The organism is Nitrosomonas sp. (genome assembly GCA_031316255.1).
In the GTDB taxonomy this organism is placed as follows: Bacteria; Pseudomonadota; Gammaproteobacteria; order Burkholderiales; family Nitrosomonadaceae; genus Nitrosomonas.
The window spans coordinates 710,214-729,285 of record JALDQW010000001.1 but is presented as its reverse complement, the minus strand read 5'-3'; the positions used below and the strand labels follow the sequence as shown (position 1 = coordinate 729,285).

Below are 19,072 nucleotides of genomic sequence, written 5' to 3'. Positions count from 1 at the left end.
TAAAGATTTATTGCTGGCGGCTGCCTTTATTCTGCTTTATCGTGAAAACGTTCCGAGCTGTTTTATATGCCAGGTGGGGCAACAGAATATAAAGCGGCATCCGTATCATGTGGCTGCGCAGATAAAGTAACGCACGTGCCAGAGATTCAGACTTTTTAGGTTTGTCTGGATGTTGAGGAAACAAGGCCAATGGAACGAGCCGGTGCATTGACCAAAGTTTGAGTTTGCCGGGTTTCGAATGTAACCGTGCGATTATATCTTCCGGGATTGGAGTTTTGAAAATATGCCGGCTGAAGTGAAAACCATAAAATAATATCCGTCCTAATTTCAGTTGGTTGGCGCGATCAGTGAGTTGTAACCAGAAGTCAGGGTCTTTGTTGCTGAAAAAAATCATTAAATCGTGCAGGTCTAGCAAATCCCTAAGATCGTTTGCGATTTCATTGTTTTGAAACAAGTTGAGTGCGCAATGAATGACCATGTCGGCGGGGCAAAGCAGTTTGACCTTTGTGTTTTGTATTGTGGTGGCTGAGTCAAAAAGTAGTTTTGTGTCGATTTTTAGGCGACTTGTCAGTGGTATCAGCGTATGATGGATGTCTACTTCGGTTTCGCGTTCAGCATGTACAAGCGGCGGAATTTCATGGCTCCAAACGCGATAATAGTGTTCATCATAAGCTGAGATCGGTCTGTGCTTCCAGCCTTTGATCATGAGTAATGATTCGATATCCGCCAGGTCTTCTTTGGGTACCAAAAGATCAAGGTCAACAGATAGTCGTACTTCTGAATAGGGCAGCTCGGCCAGTCTATAGGCGATACCTTTGAGCGCAATAATCGATGTATCGAATTCTTTCATCGCCCAAATGATTCTGTTGAGTTCCCACTGAGCTAATTGTTGAAATTTTCTGGCTTGCACAAGAGCGGACGTCAATTGATTTGCGATTCGGAACGGTATCGCATTCCAGAGTCCTTGATTTTGCAGTAGTAAGGCCAGACGCCCAAGCAATTTTACGCGCCTGGCCAATCTGATGAGGAGTTCCCATTCCGAATTGCTGATATTGGTGAGGCATTCCGGATTTATCAATGCCTGCAGTAATATCTGTTGATGCTGTGGCCAATCAGACTTCATCGATTAGCCTTTGCAAGGCGACCGTTACATCGTCCAGATCGGAATAAACCAGTTTATAACAATCGCAGCTATTTATCAGTCGGGCAACTGCGTGAAAGCCTGTCGCACCGAGCATTTCATAATTAAATGCGTTGCTTGCCAGCAGCATAAACGCTTCAGAATCAGAGATGATTTCAATTTTTGTCTGTGAATGAGCAATCCATTTGGGGAAGATAATCAATCTGGCTTTCGCAGTATTTTTTGATTGCAGTAAGCTTTCTTTTGGTGGACAGACATGTGCAACAGTGCCTTTCTGGGTATTCGGTATCGGTTTTCCGATGACGGCATCTGGCAGATAGCTTCGGATTACTGCAATAGATTCATTTTTAAGCGGCATCAAACGGGGTATGGGATAAAAAAAGTTTTCTTGTGGATCCATTAATCCAAATTCGTCGGAGAAAAGCCGGTATCCTCGGTGAGATAATACCGTGCACAATGTTGTTTTGCCACTGCCCGGCCAGGCGGGCAGCAAAATAACATGGTTATTTTTTTCTACAACAGCTGAATGCAGTATCAATAGATGATTGATACGGACAGCAATGGCGAGGTTAATACCCCATTCTAGAACAGCAAGTGCCTGTTCTTGAGGAAAACTGTCAAAAGGGGATTGTCCGTCAAGAAGAAAGCGAACATTTTTTTTTAGCGGATTTCTCAAGGAGCGCTCAGTAACGATCCGTACATGAAATTCTGCAATTTCATCCTGGGTCATTTGATAGTGGCTGTAGAGCATATAGAGCTGCTTTGCAAGCGGTTTGTATCTTGTTTGAATACAAACATTAAAGGGTCCTATCGCCACTCTAAGTCCCTGGTTTTGGAGCAGCATGTGGAATTCCTCAAATGGAATCTGATTAACCATCATGCCGAGAACCTTAGTTTACTTTATTGATTAAACCCAATGTATCGAAATGATAGAGTATTTTTTCAATATTGTGTAGAAAGTTGTGATTCGGTTCTTGCTGGAATTGTTCGGCAAGATAAGCGCTGATCTTTTCAGTTGTGGCGGGATTTCGATCCAGGAATTCCAGTATCTGCATACTCATTTGATTTAGAAAGTGCGTTTTGCCTGAATCCGGTTGAAAAACGGTATATTCTTCGCCCCAGTCTTCGATCAGTAGGGAATTAAAAAGATTTGATTGCCAATGCATGATGCTAAACGGAAAGTTTTCTCAAACAGAATACTTCTAATAAAAAACGCGTAATATCAGGCGCCCATCAAAAAGCCTTTCCGGTTACCGGTTAAATTGATTGGCGCCGTTTGTTTACAAAGTCGGATTAATATTAATTCCTGCTTTACTCATGATTGACGTGTAAGCGGCAGCAGAGATCATGATTCCGCCGCGTGCGCGACAATCGTCAAGCTGCTGCAATTTGTTTGTCAAAATTGTGTCGGCGTTTCCGCTGAGGTCGATCTTGGGTTGTTGGATAAGCGTTGCTTGCGGCATTGTACCCAGATCATAGGGGCCGCCGGATATCTGTTCCTGAAATGGATCAGGAAAAACACAAAGCAACTGCGGTCCATCTGCTGTGTCAAGAAAAACAGCGTTCTGGATCGAATCCGCCTCTCCTGTAATATTGCTGGTGCGTGCAAGCGCCGCACCACTATATAACGTCATGATTACCGGTAACGATGCGGCACCTTTTAACAATTTTCTCCGCTTCTGCGAGTGCGAATTTATTGCCGATGCGTCTGACGCCGAACGCTCTTTATTAATTTGTTCGTGTGATCGTTCTTTTATCATACTAAACTGATCTCATAAGTGAGTATACGATTACTCATTAATTAAATACTTCCATATATATGAATAATAGCAAATATTGGGCCAAAATATAAATTTGTTTTTAATGATTTAAATACAATTAGTTACCATAGGGTGAAAATTTGAATACAAAAACCCTGCGGTCAGTGTAAAATTTTTCGACACTTATTTGTACGTGATTTATATGTGGGTTTTCGCTGAGGATTTGATTTCCTTTTTTCGATAAACGATGTGATACAAGACGGGGAGTACCAACATTGTTAAAGCGGTAGAAGTTAAAATGCCGCCAATAACAACAGTTGCAAGCGGCCGCTGTACTTCTGCGCCAATGGTGACTGCCAATGCCATCGGCACAAATCCAATCGCATCGGTCAAACCGGTCATTAATACGGGACGAAGTCGTGTCAATGCGCCGGTCTTAACAGCATCATCCAGCGTGTGACCCTCTTTGCGGAGATTGCGTATAAATGTTAGCAGAACCAGGCCATTCAGTACCGCTATACCTGACAGAGCAATAAAACCAACCGCGGCGGAAATCGAGAATGGTATGTCGCGCAACCAGAGCGCCAGAATACCGCCGGAAAGCGCAAATGGAACGCCGGTAAAAACCAGCAGGCCATCACGCAGATTTCCAAACATCAAATAAAGCAGCACAAAAATCAGACCCAGTGCTACCGGCACGACAATCATCAAACGTTCTGTGGCCGATACAAGCTGCTCGTATTGACCACCCCAAACAATCCAGTAACCGGGTGGAATTTTAACTTCTTCAGCAATGCGCGATTGTGCTTCATGCACGAATGTACCCAAATCGCTTCCGCGGACATTCGCGCTAACTACGACACGGCGTTTTCCGTTTTCGCGGCTGATCTGATTGGGACCTTCAATGACATTGAAGTCGACAACATCACCGAGTGTCAAGTAAGCCGGTGGCGCAACCTGGCCTTGTTGTATATTTAATACCGCATTCGGCAACTGAACAGGTAAGCGTTTGAGTGCTTCAATGCTGCCTCTCATTTGCTCCGGCAGGCGAACAACCAGATTGAAGCGCCGATCACCTTCATAAATCAGACCGGTCGACATACCACCTACGGCTATGGCAATAACGTTCTGTACATCTTCCACATTCAATCCGTAACGCGCCATTTTGGCTCTATCCATCTGGATTGAGAGCATGGGCAAGCCTGTCAGTTGCTCTATTTTTGCATCCGCTGCGCCCGGTATTTTTTCGATCACCGATAAAATTTTATCGCCGACATCATGCAAGACATCCATGTTATCACCAAATACCTTGATGGCAACATCGGCGCGCACACCGGATATCAACTCGTTAAAACGCATCTGGATCGGCTGTGTGAATTCATAATTGTTGCCCGGCACATCATTCACCACCTTTTCCATTGCAGCAATCAGTTCAGCCTTGGTTTTATAGGGACCTTCCCATTCATCCTGATCTTTTAGAATAATGAATATATCGGCCACGCTTGGCGGCATGGGATCTGTTGCGATTTCAGCGGTACCGATTTTGGAAAAAACACTTTTAACTTCTGCAAAGGTCTTGATTTTTTCTTCAAGCTCATTTTGCATCTCAATTGCAGTTGTCAGGCTGGTGCCAGGAATTCGTATCGCATGCAAGGCGATATCACCTTCGTTCAGACTCGGTACAAACTCACTGCCCAGCCGGGTTGCAAGCAAACCGGAAAGCACCATGATGGTAACTGCCAGTGTCACCGTTAATGCCTTGTTGCGTAACACCCAATTCAACATGGGTAGATATATTTGTTTGGAATGAACGACTACTTTGCTTTCCTTTTCGCTGATGTCGCCGCTCAGAAAAAGCGCAACCGCAGCAGGAACAAAAGTAATAGAAAGAATAATCGCTCCCAGTAGCGCTGTAACCACGGTAAACGCCATGGGATGAAACATTTTGCCTTCCACACCCGACAGTGCAAATATCGGAATATAGACGATCATGATAATCAATTGGCCGAATAACAGTGCTCTGCGTGTTTCCTTGCTGGCCGAGAAAACTATTTCCAGGCGTTCCGTCAGCGTCAATCGCCTGCCGAGTCTTTTTTGCTCCTCGGCCAGATGGCGGATGCAATTTTCAATAATGACAATGGCGCCATCGACGATAATGCCGAAATCCAGTGCACCGAGACTCATCAGATTGGCGCTGACTTCATTTGCCACCATCCCGGTCAACGTAAACAACATGGAAAGCGGTATCACCAGCGCAGTAATCAACGCTGCGCGGAAATTGCCAAGAAACAGGAACAGCACCACAATGACCAGAATTGCACCTTCGATCAAGTTGGAGGCAACCGTTTGAATGGTTTTGTCGACCAACGTCGTACGGTTATATACTGGTGTAGCCACTATGCCTTCAGGCAAATTGCGATTAATCTCCTCCAGCTTGGCAGCGGCGGTCTCGGAAACGATTTGGCTGTTTTCGCCAATCAACATATGTACCGTTCCCAAAACAACTTCCTTGCCGTTTTGCGTCGCGGCACCATTACGTAATTCCTTGCCGATGAGAACGTCAGCAACATCTTTGATACGAATCGGCACGCCTTGCCTGCTGCCCAGAATAATTTCACCAATCTCGTTCAGATTGGTAACCTGACCGGGAACTCTGACAAGGTACTGCTCGCCTCTTCTTTCGATATAACCGGCGCCGATATTCATATTATTTCGCGCCAGTGCTGTCGCAACATCCTGCAGGGTCAGGCCAAGTGAAATCAGTTTCTCAGGATAGGGGGTTACATGAAATTGCTTGACATAACCGCCGACGGAATTGACTTCGGTTACACCACGAACGGTCAGTAATTGCGGCCGGATAATCCAGTCCTGGATTTCACGCAAATCAGTTGTGGTATATGACGTGCCATCCGGTTTTTTTGCGCCGGGTTTGGCGTCCACCGTCCACATAAAAATTTCGCCTAGCCCGGTGGAAATCGGACCCATGCGCGGTTCAATACCAGCCGGAAGGCGGTTCCTGACTTCCTGTATGCGCTGGCTGACCAACTGGCGCGCAAAATAAATATCGGTGCCGTCTTTAAACACCACGGTAACCTGAGACAAGCCATAACGGGACAGCGAGCGAGTATAATCGAGATTTGGCAATCCCATCATGATGGTTTCTATTGGAAACGTCAGCCGCTGTTCTGCTTCCAGCGGAGAATAACCGGGCGCTTCGGTATTAATCTGTACTTGAACATTGGTAATATCCGGTACCGCATCAATTGGTACCTTCTGGTAGCTGTAAATACCCAGCAAAGCCATGGCAAACACTGCCACCATCACCAGACCGCGATAATCTATGGATAATTGTAAAATACGCTCGAACAAGGTCTTGTCTCGCTATCAGATTAAAAAATTTGAATTGACAGAAAAAACACCAGATTTATTATCACAATCTGGTACCCACTCTCTGTTAATGATCATGCTCCGCGCCTGACTTGCCTAACTCAGCCTTGATTGCAAAACTGTTGCCTGCTGCATAGTGTTCACCGGCATGCAATCCTTCAAGCACTTCGACCATTTCGCCATCATTTCGACCCAATTCAATTGGGCGCGCCTCAAAATAGTCGCCATAGCGACCAAAAACGACCGTCCAATCAAAAAGGGTTTGCAGTGCATCCATGCTGACAGCCACCGGGACCTCGATTTCTTCAGTGTTGATGAAGCCATTGACAAACATGCCGTCGCGCCACAGTCCTTCCGGATTCTCCAAAATGATACGTGCCATAGCCGTACGCGTTTGCTGATCAACCATCGCTGTAATAAAGGTAATTACACCCGTACCTTCTATTTTCGCCGCTGTGGATTTAATGGTGGCCTGCTGGCCGATTTTTATCGTAGCCAGATCCTTTGGATATACGGTCAAATCAGCATACATCGTGGAGATGTCAACGACAGTAAAGATAGGGTCGTCTTCTCTAAATACCTGCCCGCGTGCAATGGCCTTGTTCGTTATCAAGCCAGTAAGCGGTGAACGAATTTCATAATGTGTCAGGTTTTTTAACAGCTTGACCGTTTCAGGTTCTTCACCAATGGCACGCAATCTTGCAGAGGCAAGATCGAGCGCAATTTCGGCTTCACTGAGCAATTGCTGAGTTGTCAGATACTCCTGCTTGGCGGTAATTTTTTCTTCCCAGAGTTGCCTTTCGCGTTGATAATTTACTTGAGCAAGTGCCAGTCTTTTTTCCGCTGCGAGATACTGACTGCGCAAATCAGCCAGCAACGGACTCTGGAAAACTGCCAATATTTCGCCTTTTTTAACCTTGTCCCCCAAATCACGAGGAACCTCAATGGCGATACCCGGGGCTCGCGGCACAACGGGAACGATATTGAGCTTGCTAAATGTGACGACCCCGGGCAACTGAAGCGCTGGACGAATGATGGCAGGACCTGCTGTTTTAATTTCAACGCCGGTTCTGGTTAATGTTTCGTCGCTCATTTCAATGCGTGCCTCAACCTGATCGTAGCCCCAGTGAAACACTTTATTTTTCCACTCGGCAGCTATTGCAACTTCGAAGGAATGCGGTTCTTCTACAACCTGATCGCCGAGCAGATAATCGCCAATCGGTTTGAATGAAAATAATTGAGCTGATCTACCCAATCGCGACAGCGTAATGGCAACTTTAGCTTCATCTGGCGGTATGGGCTTATTTTTTTCATAAAGATAAATTCTGAACTGTGGATCAACACCTTTTTCATATATGGTAACTTCTACGCTGAAATCATCCGCAGTAAATATTCTACCGCCTTTGGGACCGGTCTCTTCCGCTTGATTCGAATCAACCGATGTGTTTGCAGACTCGCCTTGACCCGCCTCGTCGGTGACGGTTGATTTTTCCATGTTAAGAATCATTGCGCCGAGAATGACACCGACAATGATCACGATGAGAATCGGTTTAAGATTGGTTTCGTTCACAATGTTCTCCTTAGCTCCCAGATCGATCCGACAATTTTTTACTCACCTCAGCTTGAAATTTTGTCATTGCTCGTAACTCATATATTCCATAGGGCCAGCAATCAAACGCTCAATTTCATTGATCAAACGCTGGTAATTGGTTAATGCTTGCAGATATAGCGTCTGGTTTTGAAATAAAGTGCGCTGGGCGTCGAGCAATTCCAGAAACCCGAATCTGCCCAATTCGTAACCACGGCTTGCCATTCTGAATGTTTCCCGTGCTCCGGGAAGTATTTCCTCGCGTAACAAATTGATTTGTGTGTCCGCCGCGATAAGCGATTCATAAGCCTGCGTCAGCAGCGTCCTCAATTGCAGTTCCATCGCAGCCTGCTCATCCACCGCACGATTGATGCGCTGCTGTGCCGCCATCAGATTCCCCTGATTTCTGTCAAACAGTGGCAACGGTATGGAGAGACCGACCAGCGCTGTGGTGTCATTGGGAATATCCCAGCCATAACGCCTGACGCCAGCATTTAAGGTAATGTCCGGAATTCGCCGCGCTTTTTCAAGTGTCAACATTGCTTGCCGCTGTTCGAGATTTTTCAGGCTGCGCAGGGCTAATGGGTTTTGCAGCAAGCGTGTTTCCAGTTCGCCCAATTCAGGTATCACCACAAATGTTTCGAGTTCGCCGATGACATTTGAAAAAACAGGATTCTGACTTCCCCATAGCAGGGCAAGCTGTCTGCGAAAAGAAATCAGATTACGCTGCGCCTGCTCCACTTCGATATTCGCCGTCGCAAGCGCGACTTGCGCCCGTGTTTCTTCAATCGGTGGCGCTTTGCCAGCAATGACACGTTTACTCGCCGCATCGACCACCTTTTGTGCAAGTTCCTGACCGGCCAATGCAAGCTTCAACCGCTCCTGTCCCGATAGAACATCCAGAAACATATTGGCAACCCGGGCAATCAAATCCAGCCGTCTGGCCTCATAGTCCTGCTCGGCGCTTTCCTGACCCAGCAAAGCGGCCTTCGTGCGTGCCGAACGCTTGCCACCGGTTTCGAACAATTGAATAATGCGAAGCGAATCAAATCGTGCACCTGGCCCATGCGAGCGGGAACTGACATCTTCTCCGTCATACTGGATGACAGGATTGGGCAACAAATTAGCCTGTATGGTTAAACCATGCAGAGCCTTTATTTCTTTTTCGAAAGACGCGAGATCGGGGTTGTGTTCCAGTGCGAGCTGTATTGAATTGCGCAGCGTGAGAATTTCCCCTTCTATTGGTAATACATGTGCATGTGCGGTGTCTTCATTGGGTTGAGAAAAAACTCCGGTTGCGTTGTTTTCCGCTACCGAAACTGCAGCAAAACCCAGAGCCAGTATCAATAGTACAATCATTCTTGACTGACGGTGGCGATAAAACACTGCTGCCAGTATTCCATTTGCGTTCATGTATGAATTCTTGTTAGTCCCGGGACGGGATAAATTATAAAAGAATAAAATTTGATAAAAAGAATTAAAAACAAGCCTTGAATCCTTTATATCTTTATATCGAATGACATGGAAAACTGTTAAGCAGCAATCGGTGCAAGGGTAACAGTATAAGCGGTTAGGGTTAGTGGGATAATTTTCATAGAATAAGTGTTTTAATGTTGGATTTGTTCTTTTTGATCTGCTGACTTACCTTAGACCTTATCGAGTTACAGATGATTTCATACTATGCACATATTTGCAATGGAGAAAAATTGCGAGCCGCTATTAATTCAAGGTTGCACTTTTTATAAGATTAAAGGGTAAAGGCACCAGATTATCTTCCGGCTTATATTGAACGGCCATTGATCAAATTTATCTATTTTTGAGGTACATTCTGAGACATTCACCCGTCATTTAACGTCATTTGTTGTGATTTGTCAGGGGTAAATTCACTTTTTTACCTGTCAGCAAAATAATCTAATCACGTTTCTCCCAAAACCTGTGTTGTTACTTTCAAAAACCAGACTATCTGTCTATTTTTTTGTATCTTTTTGCAGGATAAGTGGCGCGAAATGTCCGATCATTAAGTCTTTGTCATATAAATAAAATATCTGTATTTTACTTGACGAGTTATATTTTTTTCATTAAAGTGGGGGACAATTGTAAGAAAGTGGTGAATTGTGGGTAAAAGTTCAGGTTAACTTTTCCTCTAATCATGAGAGGGCAACATGTTTCGTGGTGTCACGCAGCTCAGTTTGGATGCAAAAGGCAGGATTGCGATACCCGCAAGGTATCGTGGTGAGCTGGTATCCAAATGCTCGGGGCATTTGATCGTGACTGCCGATCCGTCTAAATGCCTATTGGTCTATCCTCAGCCAGCATGGGAACCCATTGAACAGCGACTGAATAGTCTGTCCAGTTTTGACTCGAAAACGCGTAGTTTGCAGCGCCTCCTTATTGGTAATGCCAGCGATGTTGAAATGGATGGCGCAGGACGTATCCTGGTTGCGCCACCTTTGCGCCGTTTTGCGAACTTGACAAAGGAAGTCGTGTTGGTTGGACAAGGGGAAAAGTTTGAGTTATGGGATGAAGGAGGATGGAATCAGGTGATTGAAGACGCGTTGTCTTTTAGTGATAAGGATATGCCGCCTGAGTTGGAGGGGTTTTCTTTATGAAGAAACGGTGATTTTTTGTCGGAGCATATTACAGTCTTGCTTCATGAGGCGGTAGAAGCGCTGGCGATCAGACCGGATGGTGTTTATGTTGATGGAACGTATGGGCGTGGTGGTCACAGCCGTTTGATTCTGTCATGTTTGAATCAAAAAGGAAGATTGATTGCATTGGATAGGGATTGGGCGGCAGTTGAAGCGGGAAGACAGGAAAAGTTGTTGAACGCCGAGTTGGCAGCAAATGCACCTCATTTCTATATCAGGCATGGCAGGTTCTCGCAAATGCAACAGTTATTGTGCGAGATGGATGTGCAGAAGGTTGACGGGATTTTGTTGGATTTGGGCATATCTTCACCGCAACTGGATGCGGAAAGGGGTTTTAGTTTACGTGCAGACGGTCCGCTCGATATGCGAATGGACATCACTCAAGGGCAGACGGCTGCACAATGGATTGAAACGGTATCTGAAACAGAACTAGAGAGAGTGATTAGAGAATATGGCGAAGAACGGTATGCTGGGTCGATTGCAAGAGCGATTGTTGTGGCAAGAGCGCGGCGGCCTATTATTACCACATTGCAACTTGCCGAGATTGTCACAGCGGTTGTCCGTTCACGTGAACGTAAGCGGGAGGGCAAGCAGAGTCCGGCGACGCGCACTTTTCAGGCGATACGGATTGCTATCAATCAGGAGCTTGAGGAGTTGTCGCTAGCGTTGCACCAAAGTGTGGATTTGCTCAGGCCGGGAGGACGCCTGGTCGTGATTAGCTTCCATTCTCTGGAAGACAGAATGGTGAAGCGTTTTATGAGGGCGTCTTCGCAAACAGATCATGTGCCGCGTGGAATTCCGTTGCGGGAGGCCGAATTGAGAAAAATGAGTCAACAACAGTTTAAAGTGATTGGTAGAGCGATACGTCCAGGTCAAACGGAAATCGCGGCAAATGTGCGTTCCAGGAGTGCGGTAATGCGCGTGGCTGAACGTGTTTGATTCAAAACAAATACATGTGCGAATGTTTAAATTGAATCTTATTTTAATCGTGATGTTTGTGATTTGTGCGCTAGCTCTGGTGACGGCGCAGCATGAGACGCGCAAACTGAATATGGCTTTGGAAAATGAAAATAAAATAACCCGAAAGCTGGAAGTTGAATGGGGCAAGTTGCAGCTGGAACAAAGTACACTTATTGCACGACAGTTAATAGAAAATTCTGCTAGAAAACAATTGAATATGGAGGTGCCTTCTGCTGATCATGTGCAGATAATTTCGGCAAAGAAAGTAGATGAATCACGGTGGGCGGTACTTGATCATGTTGAAAAATTTTAATTCTGCGACTTCCTCACAACCAAAACTGTCTCCAGGTCGCTCATCGCTATTGTTTGGCTGTTTGATTGCGGGTTTGATGAGTCTGGTGGCGCGCGCAGCGTATTTGCAGGGCATGCATAACGATTTTTTGCAGCAGGAGGGTGAGGCGCGCTACAGCCGTATTGTCGAAATGAATGCCGATCGGGGCATGATTACTGATCGTAATGGGGAAATACTGGCGATCAGTTCGCCGGTTGCTTCCGTTTATGTCGATCCCCAAATTTTAAAAATAACACCTGTTCAATTGGAGCAGTTGGCGCGCTTGCTGGAAATGGATAAAAGCGAAGTCGAAAAACGGATCTATCGAGACCGGGGGCGCTTTGTCTATCTGAAACGGCAAATTGTACCGGAAATAGCCGAGCGTATAGACGCTTTAAATATTCCAGGTGTTGCATTTAAAACAGAGTTTAAGCGTTATTACCCCGAAGGAGAGGGTGCGGCGCATGTGGTCGGTTTTACCGATATTAATGACCAAGGTCAGGAAGGTGTCGAGCGCGGATGGAATGATGTGCTGACTGGCGAAATGGGAAGTCGCCGTGTGATCAAGGATAATAAAGGTCGCATTATAGAAGATGTAGAAAATATCCGGCTTCCGAAGCCAGGGCAGGATGTGGTTTTGTCATTGGATAGAAGAATTCAGCATATCGCGCATCGAGAATTGAAATCCGCCGTTGCCGCCCATAAGGCAAAAGCTGGCAGTATTGTGGTACTGGACGCGCAAACAGGAGAAGTGCTGGCACTGACCAATTTCCCGGTTTATAACCCGAATTCAAGATCAAGCATTACAAGCAACAGACTTCGCAATCGTGCATTGATTGATACATTTGAACCGGGTTCGACGCTAAAACCGTTTCCGATAGCAACGGCCATTGAGATCGGTCATGTTAATCCCGATACAGTATTGCAGACTTCGCCCGGAACATTCAAAGTCGGGCGCTCTACAATACGTGATGTAAGCAATAAAGGTTTATTGTCGGTTGCAGAGGTGATACAGGTTTCCAGCAATGTCGGAACTGTAAAAATTGCTTTGTCGCTACTGCCGCAAACATTGTGGGAAATGTATAACAATGTCGGCTTTGGTGTGCCTATCGGAACGAGTTTTCCGGGCGAAGCAAGTGGCTTGCTTCGCCCCTATAATCAATGGCGCCCCATTGAGCAGGCAACAATGTCATTCGGTCATGGCATTTCGGTTTCTTTGATGCAACTTGCGCGTGCGTATACGATTTTTACCACGGGCGGCGAACTCAAGCCGGTTGCGCTTGAGAAGCAGGCCTTTCCAGTTATGGGTCAACGTGTTATTTCGAGTGAAACAGCGTTTGCTGTCAGTCAAATGCTGGAAATGGCCACGCAGTCTAAGGGTACCGCTCCACTGGCACAGGTGAACGGTTACCGCGTGGCTGGAAAAACGGGAACTGCACATAAACTGGTTGATGGGCGGTATGCCAAGAATCGTTATATTTCCTCATTTGTCGGTTATGCGCCTGTTTCCAGACCGCGTTTAATCATTGCTGTTATGCTTGATGAACCCTCCGCAGGAAAATACTTTGGCGGCGCTGTGGCGGCGCCAATATTCAGCCAGGTCATGGTTGGTGCGCTACGCATTCTAAATGTGCCTCACGATGCGCCGCCAGCGAATAATGGTGTGAATTTTTCAGTCGTATCGACGATGAACGGAGAAGGATGAACCAGGTTATGGCTGATAAAACAGGCAAATTGTTTGATTATCGCCAGCTGGAAAAACTGGGTGTACCCGTTCAAAATCTGGTGACAGACAGTCGTTGTGTGCAGGCAGGCGATACTTTTGTAGCTTTGGTGGGTGAAAAAGTCGATGCGCGCAGATTTATACCGCAAGCCATTGCATCGGGCGCTAATGCTGTGATATGGGATGCGCATGATTTTACATGGAACCCTGAATGGTCCATACCCTCAATGACTGTTGCGAATCTTCGGGATAAAGTCGGATTTATTGCAGATCATGTGTATGGTCACCCGTCTCATACATTGAACGTGGTCGGTTTTACCGGAACAAATGGTAAAACATCGTGTAGTCATTGGTATGCGCAGGCCATGGAAAAATTGCGAAAAAAAACGGCTGTGGTAGGAACACTGGGTAATGGTTTTATCAATGCGCTAGAAACGACGGTGAATACAACGCCAGATTCGGTATCGTTGCAGAAGAATCTGGCACGCTTCTTACAAAATGGCGCTAAAAACGTGGCGATGGAAGTTTCCTCGCACGGTATCGTGCAAGGCCGTATTAACGGCATAACGTTATCTGTTGCAGTATTGACGAATTTATCACGTGATCATCTGGATTATCACCAGGATATGGATGCCTATGCTGCGGCCAAGGCGCGCCTTTTTTTCTGGCCGGGTTTGAAGTATGCGGTTGTCAATATTGATGACGTACTTGGAATTGAACTGCTGCAGCAACTCGCTTGCGAGCCTGTACAAGTCATCGGGTACGGATTCAGAAAAGAGGCGATTAAGTCTGCTTCCCAACAATGTTGGATGGTGTATGGATCCAATCTTAAGGTAGATCTGCATGGTCTTGAATTCGATATCGAATTCCAAGGCAGTCGCGAACATTTGAAAACTGATCTGACGGGTAAATTTAATGCAGCGAACTTGTTGGCAGTGGCGGCAGCACTTTTGGCAAGTGGCGTTGCTTTTACAGACGCGGTCAGAGCGCTTCAATATGTCCAGCCGATTACGGGGCGTATGGAAAAATTTGGTGGTGGGAGTCAGCCTGTTGTGATTGTGGATTATGCGCATACGCCGGATGCATTGGAGAAGGTGCTAATGACATTGCGCGAGATTTTGCAAATTTCCCGTGAAACAAAAAAAATGACCCGGGGATCGGGGCGTTTACATTGCGTATTGGGGTGTGGCGGTGAACGGGACAAAGGTAAGCGGCAATTGATCGGGGGCGTGGCTACGCGTTATGCGGATGATGTTATTTTTACCAGCGATAATCCGCGTAACGAAGATTCCCAAGCGATTGTTAATGACATCATATCCGGCGCAGATCGAGATAATTATCAAGTTGAAATCAATCGTGAATTGGCGATTTATCAATCGATCAGCAGTGCTTCTTCAGATGATGTTGTATTGGTTGCCGGTAAGGGGCACGAAAATTACCAGGAGATCAAAGGACAAAAAATACCGTTCAGTGACGCTGTTGTTGTGCAGCAGATACTCCATGACTTATCAGGTAAAAAAAGAGGGCGGGCATGATGTTATTACAGGAAGCCGCTCAAGCTCTGAATGCGCGATGGCGAGGTGAAAATGTTTTGTTTACCGGCGTAAGTACGGATAGCAGGACGCTCAAGAGTGGCGATCTTTTTGTGGCTTTGTCTGGTGAAAGATTCGAAGGATCTCGTTTTGTCCGTGCTGCACAAAATAACGGTGCCGTAGCAGCCATGGTCGGGCTGAATGCGGATGATGATGTGCTGTCCACAGACATATCATTTCTTCAAGTGGATGACACGCGTTTGAAATTGGGACAGTTGGCCGCATTCTGGCGCGGCCGGTTTTCAATGCCGGTCATTGCTGTTACAGGCAGTAATGGAAAAACAACCGTGAAAGATATGCTGGCGGCAATACTTTGTCAGTCGCTGGGAAATGCGGATATCACAGGACAAAGTATATCGGCAAATTCAAGAGTACTGGCGACCGAAGGTAATCTGAATAACGATATCGGTATGCCATTGATGTTGCTGCGAATGCGCGATACACATCGCTATGCAGTGATTGAAATGGGCATGAATCATATGGGTGAAATTGCTTATCTGACTCAACTGGCAAAACCGGATGTGGCTGTAGTAACCAATGCAGGATTAGCCCATATACAGGGCCTGGGTACAGTGGAAGCGGTAGCGCAGGCTAAAGGCGAGATTTTCTCAGGGCTCGCTGAACATGGCACTGCGATCGTGAATGCAGACGATCGCTACGCATCCTTATGGCATAGGTTTGCAGGGAGTCGGCGGATTATTGATTTTGGATTGGGTCAGCAGGCTAAGCAAGCACAGGTGTTTGCAGAATACCAGGCGGACGGATATGACAGTTCACTGCAATTACACCTTCCCGACGGTGTTGTAAACGTAAATCTGCAGGTGCCCGGTGTGCATAATATCCGAAATGCGCTAGCGGCAGCTGCCGCCGCGGTGGCGGTTGAAATCGATGGCAAAACAATTGCTGCGGGGCTGGAGAATTTCAGGGGAGTGCGCGGGCGGTTGCAGAGAAAAAAAGGATTGCGGCATTCAGTGTTGATAGACGACAGTTACAACGCAAATCCGGAGTCGGTGCGTGCAGCTCTGGCAGTCTTGACGGCTGCGGCGGGTAAAAGGATCCTGGTGCTCGGGGACATGGGTGAACTGGGTGAATCATCGGTTGACTTGCATCGAACAATCGGTGAAGAAGCGCGACATGCCAAACTGGATAAGCTGTTGACACTGGGTGAATTGAGTCAGTTCGCAAGTGCTGCGTTTGGTCAAGGCGCCGAGCATTTCAATAGCATGGATGAATTGCTGGATGTGGCGGAAAGTTTGCTGAATGAAGACGTTACTGTGCTTGTTAAAGGGTCCCGATTTATGCGAATGGAACGGGTTGTCGATAGGCTGGAGGCATGATCATGCTTATGCGTTGTTTCATAAATAATGCATTGTCAGAATCTGCGAAGATGATGCGAAGCAAGCAAATAGTACAGATTGGTTTAATTGGGCTGAGGACGTTGCCATGTTGCTAGAGTTATCTCAATGGCTGGCTCAGGATATCCGTGCGTTCAATGTATTTAGTTATTTGACATTACGTACAATGCTTGCGGCACTGACAGCATTGGCAATTTCATTTCTGATCGGTCCGGTCATGATTCGAAAACTGACCGCTTACAAGATAGGACAATCGGTGCGCGATGACGGGCCGCAAACCCATTTGATCAAGGCAGGTACGCCGACAATGGGCGGGGCGTTAATTCTGGTGGCGATTGTTTTGACGACCTTGCTGTGGGCGGATTTAAGTAATCGTTATATTTGGGTGGTACTGCTGACCACGTTGGGTTTTGGCATTATTGGATGGGTAGATGATTACAGGAAGGTTGTTTATCGGAACCCAAAAGGACTCTCCGCTAGCGCCAAGTTTTTTTGGCAATCAGTTATTGCATTTACAGTGGCGGTATATCTGGCGGTGACTGCTGAATTGCCTGCACAAACCGATATGATCGTGCCTTTTTTCAAGGAAATTGCGATTCCATTGGGAGTGACCGGTTTTATCATACTGACCTACTTTGTTATTGTCGGCACCAGCAATGCGGTTAATTTAACGGATGGTCTGGATGGCTTGGCAATAATGCCGACAGTGATGATAGGCGGTGCGTTGGCAATTTTTGCTTACGTTGCCGGTCATGTCGTTTTTGCAAATTACCTGGGTATTCCTTATATCCCGAATGCGGGTGAATTATCGGTTTTCTGCGGCGCCTTGGCGGGTGCCGGTCTTGCTTTTTTATGGTTTAACACGTATCCGGCGGAAGTGTTCATGGGCGATGTGGGCGCGCTATCTCTCGGCGCGGCGCTCGGCGTAATAACCGTGATTGTTCGTCAGGAGATTGTGCTGATTATTATGGGTGGTATTTTTGTGATGGAAGCGCTTTCTGTGATGTTGCAGGTGGCCTCCTACAAACTGACTGGACGACGTATTTTTCGAATGGCGCCATTGCATCATCACTTTGAATTGAAAGGCTGGAAAGAGAACCAGGTGGTTGTGAGATTCTGGATTATTACCATTATTTTGGTTCTGGTGGGTCTGTCGACCTTGAAACTGAGATGAATCTAAAAGGAAAACATGTGCTGGTACTGGGTATGGGTGAAACAGGACTATCGATAGCAAAATGGCTGGTACGCCAGAATGCCCGTGTGCGCCTGGCTGATAGCCGTTCTGACCCGCCAAATATGCTGACTATGGAAAGCGTGTTGCCGGAAGTCGAAATTTTTAAAGGCCCATTTGAAAGCAAGATATTTGAGGGTGTCGAGTTGATTGCGATGAGTCCGGGTGTACCAATGGCGGAATCACATGTTCAGCAGGCGATCAAGTGCGGTGTACCGGTCGTGGGCGACATTACACTGTTTAACTGGGCGCTTGAACAATGTGAGGCGCCAAAACCTGAAATTCTTGCGATTACGGGAACAAATGGGAAGACGACAGTTACGGCAATGGTCGGTTCAATGTTAAAAAAAGCCGGGTTTGATGTGGAGGTCGCCGGAAATATTGGCCCCGCAGTGCTCGATTCATTGATGCGCTGCATGGATAGTGGTCATTTGCCGCAATTCTGGGTTTTGGAGGTTTCCAGTTTTCAACTGGAGTTGACTGAGAATTTAAACGCAGATGTGGCAACAGTTTTGAATCTGGAACAGGATCATTTGGATCGTTATGACAGCTTTGGTGACTATGTGCTTGCAAAAGCCAGAATCTTCCAACATGAGAAGCCAGCCAGCGGAACACAAGTTCTTAACCGGGATGACGCCGAATCGATAGCGATGGGCCTGTCGGAGAAAAAACAGATTACATTCGGACTGAATGAGCCGGTAACAAAAACAGATTTTGGTATCGTGCATACGAGTGATGGTATCTGGCTGGCTGAAGGGCGGATGCTGTTAATGAAAGTTTCCGAATTAATGCTAAATGGTATGCATAATGCTGCCAATGCGTTGGCTGCGCTGGCACTCTGCCGGGCTTTGCAGGTTCCCATCGAACCACTGTTGTCAGCACTGCGTGAATTCAAGGGATTGCCGCACCGCATGGAAGAAGTTGCCGCTTTCAATGGCGTGGTTTTTATCGACGACTCAAAGAGTACCAATGTCGGTGCAACGGTCGCTGCGCTAAAGGGGTTGCAGCGTAAAGTGGTTTTGATTGCAGGTGGCGACGGGAAAGGGCAGGAATTTTCTGCATTAAATAATGTGGTCGCGGAGAATGCGCGCGGTGTTGTGTTGATTGGCCGTGATGCGGATAAGATAGCCACGGCGCTGGACGGTTGCGGTGTGCCGGTTCTTTTTGCAAGAACCATGGCGGAAGCGGTGCAGAAATGTTTCTTGCTGGCGCGGAAAGATGATGTGGTGATGTTGTCACCGGCGTGCGCCAGTTTAGATATGTTCAGGAATTATATCCATCGTGCGGAAGTTTTTAGTGCGGCGGTCAAGGATATCGAGGAAAGATTGTTCAGTATTGGAGAAAATACTCATTAAT

General features: G+C 46.6%; 15 protein-coding genes. 8 read left to right on the top strand and 7 right to left on the bottom strand.

Going from position 1 to position 19,072, the window contains the following annotated elements:
- Positions 1–7: 7 nt before the first annotated feature.
- The 7 genes from MRK00_03385 to MRK00_03355 form a co-directional block, all read right to left on the bottom strand.
- The gene (locus tag MRK00_03385; GenBank protein ID MDR4516421.1) at positions 8–1,123 is read right to left on the bottom strand and encodes a nucleotidyltransferase family protein; all 1,116 of its coding nucleotides are present in this window, start codon (positions 1,121–1,123) and stop codon (positions 8–10) included.
- Complete coding sequence (locus MRK00_03380) at positions 1,113–2,021, bottom strand: HprK-related kinase A (protein MDR4516420.1); 909 nt, start codon at positions 2,019–2,021, stop codon at positions 1,113–1,115. Before MRK00_03380 ends, MRK00_03385 begins: the two co-directional genes overlap by 11 nt.
- Positions 2,022–2,031: 10 nt before the next feature.
- A complete protein-coding gene (locus MRK00_03375; protein ID MDR4516419.1) occupies positions 2,032–2,307 on the bottom strand; it encodes an HPr-rel-A system PqqD family peptide chaperone in 276 nt (91 codons plus the stop codon).
- Positions 2,308–2,421: 114 nt separating this feature from the next.
- Positions 2,422–2,808, bottom strand: coding sequence for a hypothetical protein (locus MRK00_03370; GenBank protein ID MDR4516418.1), 387 nt, complete (start codon positions 2,806–2,808; stop codon positions 2,422–2,424).
- A 291-nt stretch (positions 2,809–3,099) separates the two neighbouring features.
- The gene (locus MRK00_03365; GenBank protein ID MDR4516417.1) at positions 3,100–6,270 is read right to left on the bottom strand and encodes a CusA/CzcA family heavy metal efflux RND transporter; all 3,171 of its coding nucleotides are present in this window, start codon (positions 6,268–6,270) and stop codon (positions 3,100–3,102) included.
- Positions 6,271–6,355: 85 nt separating this feature from the next.
- Positions 6,356–7,858 carry an efflux RND transporter periplasmic adaptor subunit gene (locus tag MRK00_03360; protein MDR4516416.1) on the bottom strand — a complete coding sequence of 501 codons (1,503 nt, stop codon included), beginning with the start codon at positions 7,856–7,858 and terminating at the stop codon, positions 6,356–6,358.
- A 63-nt stretch (positions 7,859–7,921) separates the two neighbouring features.
- Positions 7,922–9,289 carry a TolC family protein gene (locus MRK00_03355; GenBank protein ID MDR4516415.1) on the bottom strand — a complete coding sequence of 456 codons (1,368 nt, stop codon included), beginning with the start codon at positions 9,287–9,289 and terminating at the stop codon, positions 7,922–7,924.
- Positions 9,290–10,038: 749 nt separating this feature from the next.
- Between MRK00_03355 and mraZ the strand changes: the two genes are divergently transcribed.
- From mraZ to murD, 8 genes are all read left to right on the top strand, one after another.
- Complete coding sequence (mraZ, locus tag MRK00_03350; protein ID MDR4516414.1) at positions 10,039–10,485, top strand: division/cell wall cluster transcriptional repressor MraZ; 447 nt, start codon at positions 10,039–10,041, stop codon at positions 10,483–10,485.
- A 15-nt stretch (positions 10,486–10,500) separates the two neighbouring features.
- A complete protein-coding gene (rsmH, locus tag MRK00_03345) occupies positions 10,501–11,463 on the top strand; it encodes a 16S rRNA (cytosine(1402)-N(4))-methyltransferase RsmH (GenBank protein ID MDR4516413.1) in 963 nt (320 codons plus the stop codon).
- 22 nt (positions 11,464–11,485) lie between these two features.
- Positions 11,486–11,797 carry a cell division protein FtsL gene (gene ftsL / locus MRK00_03340; protein ID MDR4516412.1) on the top strand — a complete coding sequence of 104 codons (312 nt, stop codon included), beginning with the start codon at positions 11,486–11,488 and terminating at the stop codon, positions 11,795–11,797.
- Positions 11,781–13,520 carry a penicillin-binding protein 2 gene (locus MRK00_03335; GenBank protein ID MDR4516411.1) on the top strand — a complete coding sequence of 580 codons (1,740 nt, stop codon included), beginning with the start codon at positions 11,781–11,783 and terminating at the stop codon, positions 13,518–13,520. The genes ftsL and MRK00_03335 overlap by 17 nt, the downstream gene beginning before the upstream one ends.
- Positions 13,521–13,528: 8 nt before the next feature.
- Positions 13,529–15,073 (top strand): UDP-N-acetylmuramoyl-L-alanyl-D-glutamate--2,6-diaminopimelate ligase, encoded by a 1,545-nt coding sequence (locus tag MRK00_03330; protein ID MDR4516410.1) that lies wholly within the window; start codon positions 13,529–13,531, stop codon positions 15,071–15,073.
- Positions 15,070–16,467: a UDP-N-acetylmuramoyl-tripeptide--D-alanyl-D-alanine ligase gene (locus MRK00_03325; GenBank protein ID MDR4516409.1), complete on the top strand. Its 1,398-nt coding sequence runs from the start codon at positions 15,070–15,072 to the stop codon at positions 16,465–16,467. Before MRK00_03330 ends, MRK00_03325 begins: the two co-directional genes overlap by 4 nt.
- Positions 16,468–16,573: 106 nt before the next feature.
- A complete protein-coding gene (gene mraY, locus MRK00_03320; protein ID MDR4516408.1) occupies positions 16,574–17,659 on the top strand; it encodes a phospho-N-acetylmuramoyl-pentapeptide-transferase in 1,086 nt (361 codons plus the stop codon).
- Complete coding sequence (gene murD / locus MRK00_03315) at positions 17,656–19,071, top strand: UDP-N-acetylmuramoyl-L-alanine--D-glutamate ligase (GenBank protein ID MDR4516407.1); 1,416 nt, start codon at positions 17,656–17,658, stop codon at positions 19,069–19,071. The genes mraY and murD overlap by 4 nt, the downstream gene beginning before the upstream one ends.
- Position 19,072: the final 1 nt, after the last annotated feature.

Bases quoted from the DNA above. Each gene is read 5' to 3' on its own strand.
- MRK00_03385 (MDR4516421.1), bottom strand. From the start codon at position 1,123: ATGAAGTCTGATTGGCCACAGCATCAACAGATATTACTGCAGGCATTG.
- MRK00_03380 (MDR4516420.1), bottom strand. From the start codon at position 2,021: ATGATGGTTAATCAGATTCCATTTGAGGAATTCCACATGCTGCTCCAA.
- MRK00_03375 (MDR4516419.1), bottom strand. From the start codon at position 2,307: ATGCATTGGCAATCAAATCTTTTTAATTCCCTACTGATCGAAGACTGG.
- MRK00_03355 (MDR4516415.1), bottom strand. From the start codon at position 9,289: ATGAACGCAAATGGAATACTGGCAGCAGTGTTTTATCGCCACCGTCAG.
- mraZ (MDR4516414.1), top strand. From the start codon at position 10,039: ATGTTTCGTGGTGTCACGCAGCTCAGTTTGGATGCAAAAGGCAGGATT.
- ftsL (MDR4516412.1), top strand. From the start codon at position 11,486: ATGTTTAAATTGAATCTTATTTTAATCGTGATGTTTGTGATTTGTGCG.
- MRK00_03335 (MDR4516411.1), top strand. From the start codon at position 11,781: ATGTTGAAAAATTTTAATTCTGCGACTTCCTCACAACCAAAACTGTCT.
- MRK00_03330 (MDR4516410.1), top strand. From the start codon at position 13,529: ATGGCTGATAAAACAGGCAAATTGTTTGATTATCGCCAGCTGGAAAAA.
- MRK00_03325 (MDR4516409.1), top strand. From the start codon at position 15,070: ATGATGTTATTACAGGAAGCCGCTCAAGCTCTGAATGCGCGATGGCGA.
- mraY (MDR4516408.1), top strand. From the start codon at position 16,574: ATGTTGCTAGAGTTATCTCAATGGCTGGCTCAGGATATCCGTGCGTTC.
- murD (MDR4516407.1), top strand. From the start codon at position 17,656: ATGAATCTAAAAGGAAAACATGTGCTGGTACTGGGTATGGGTGAAACA.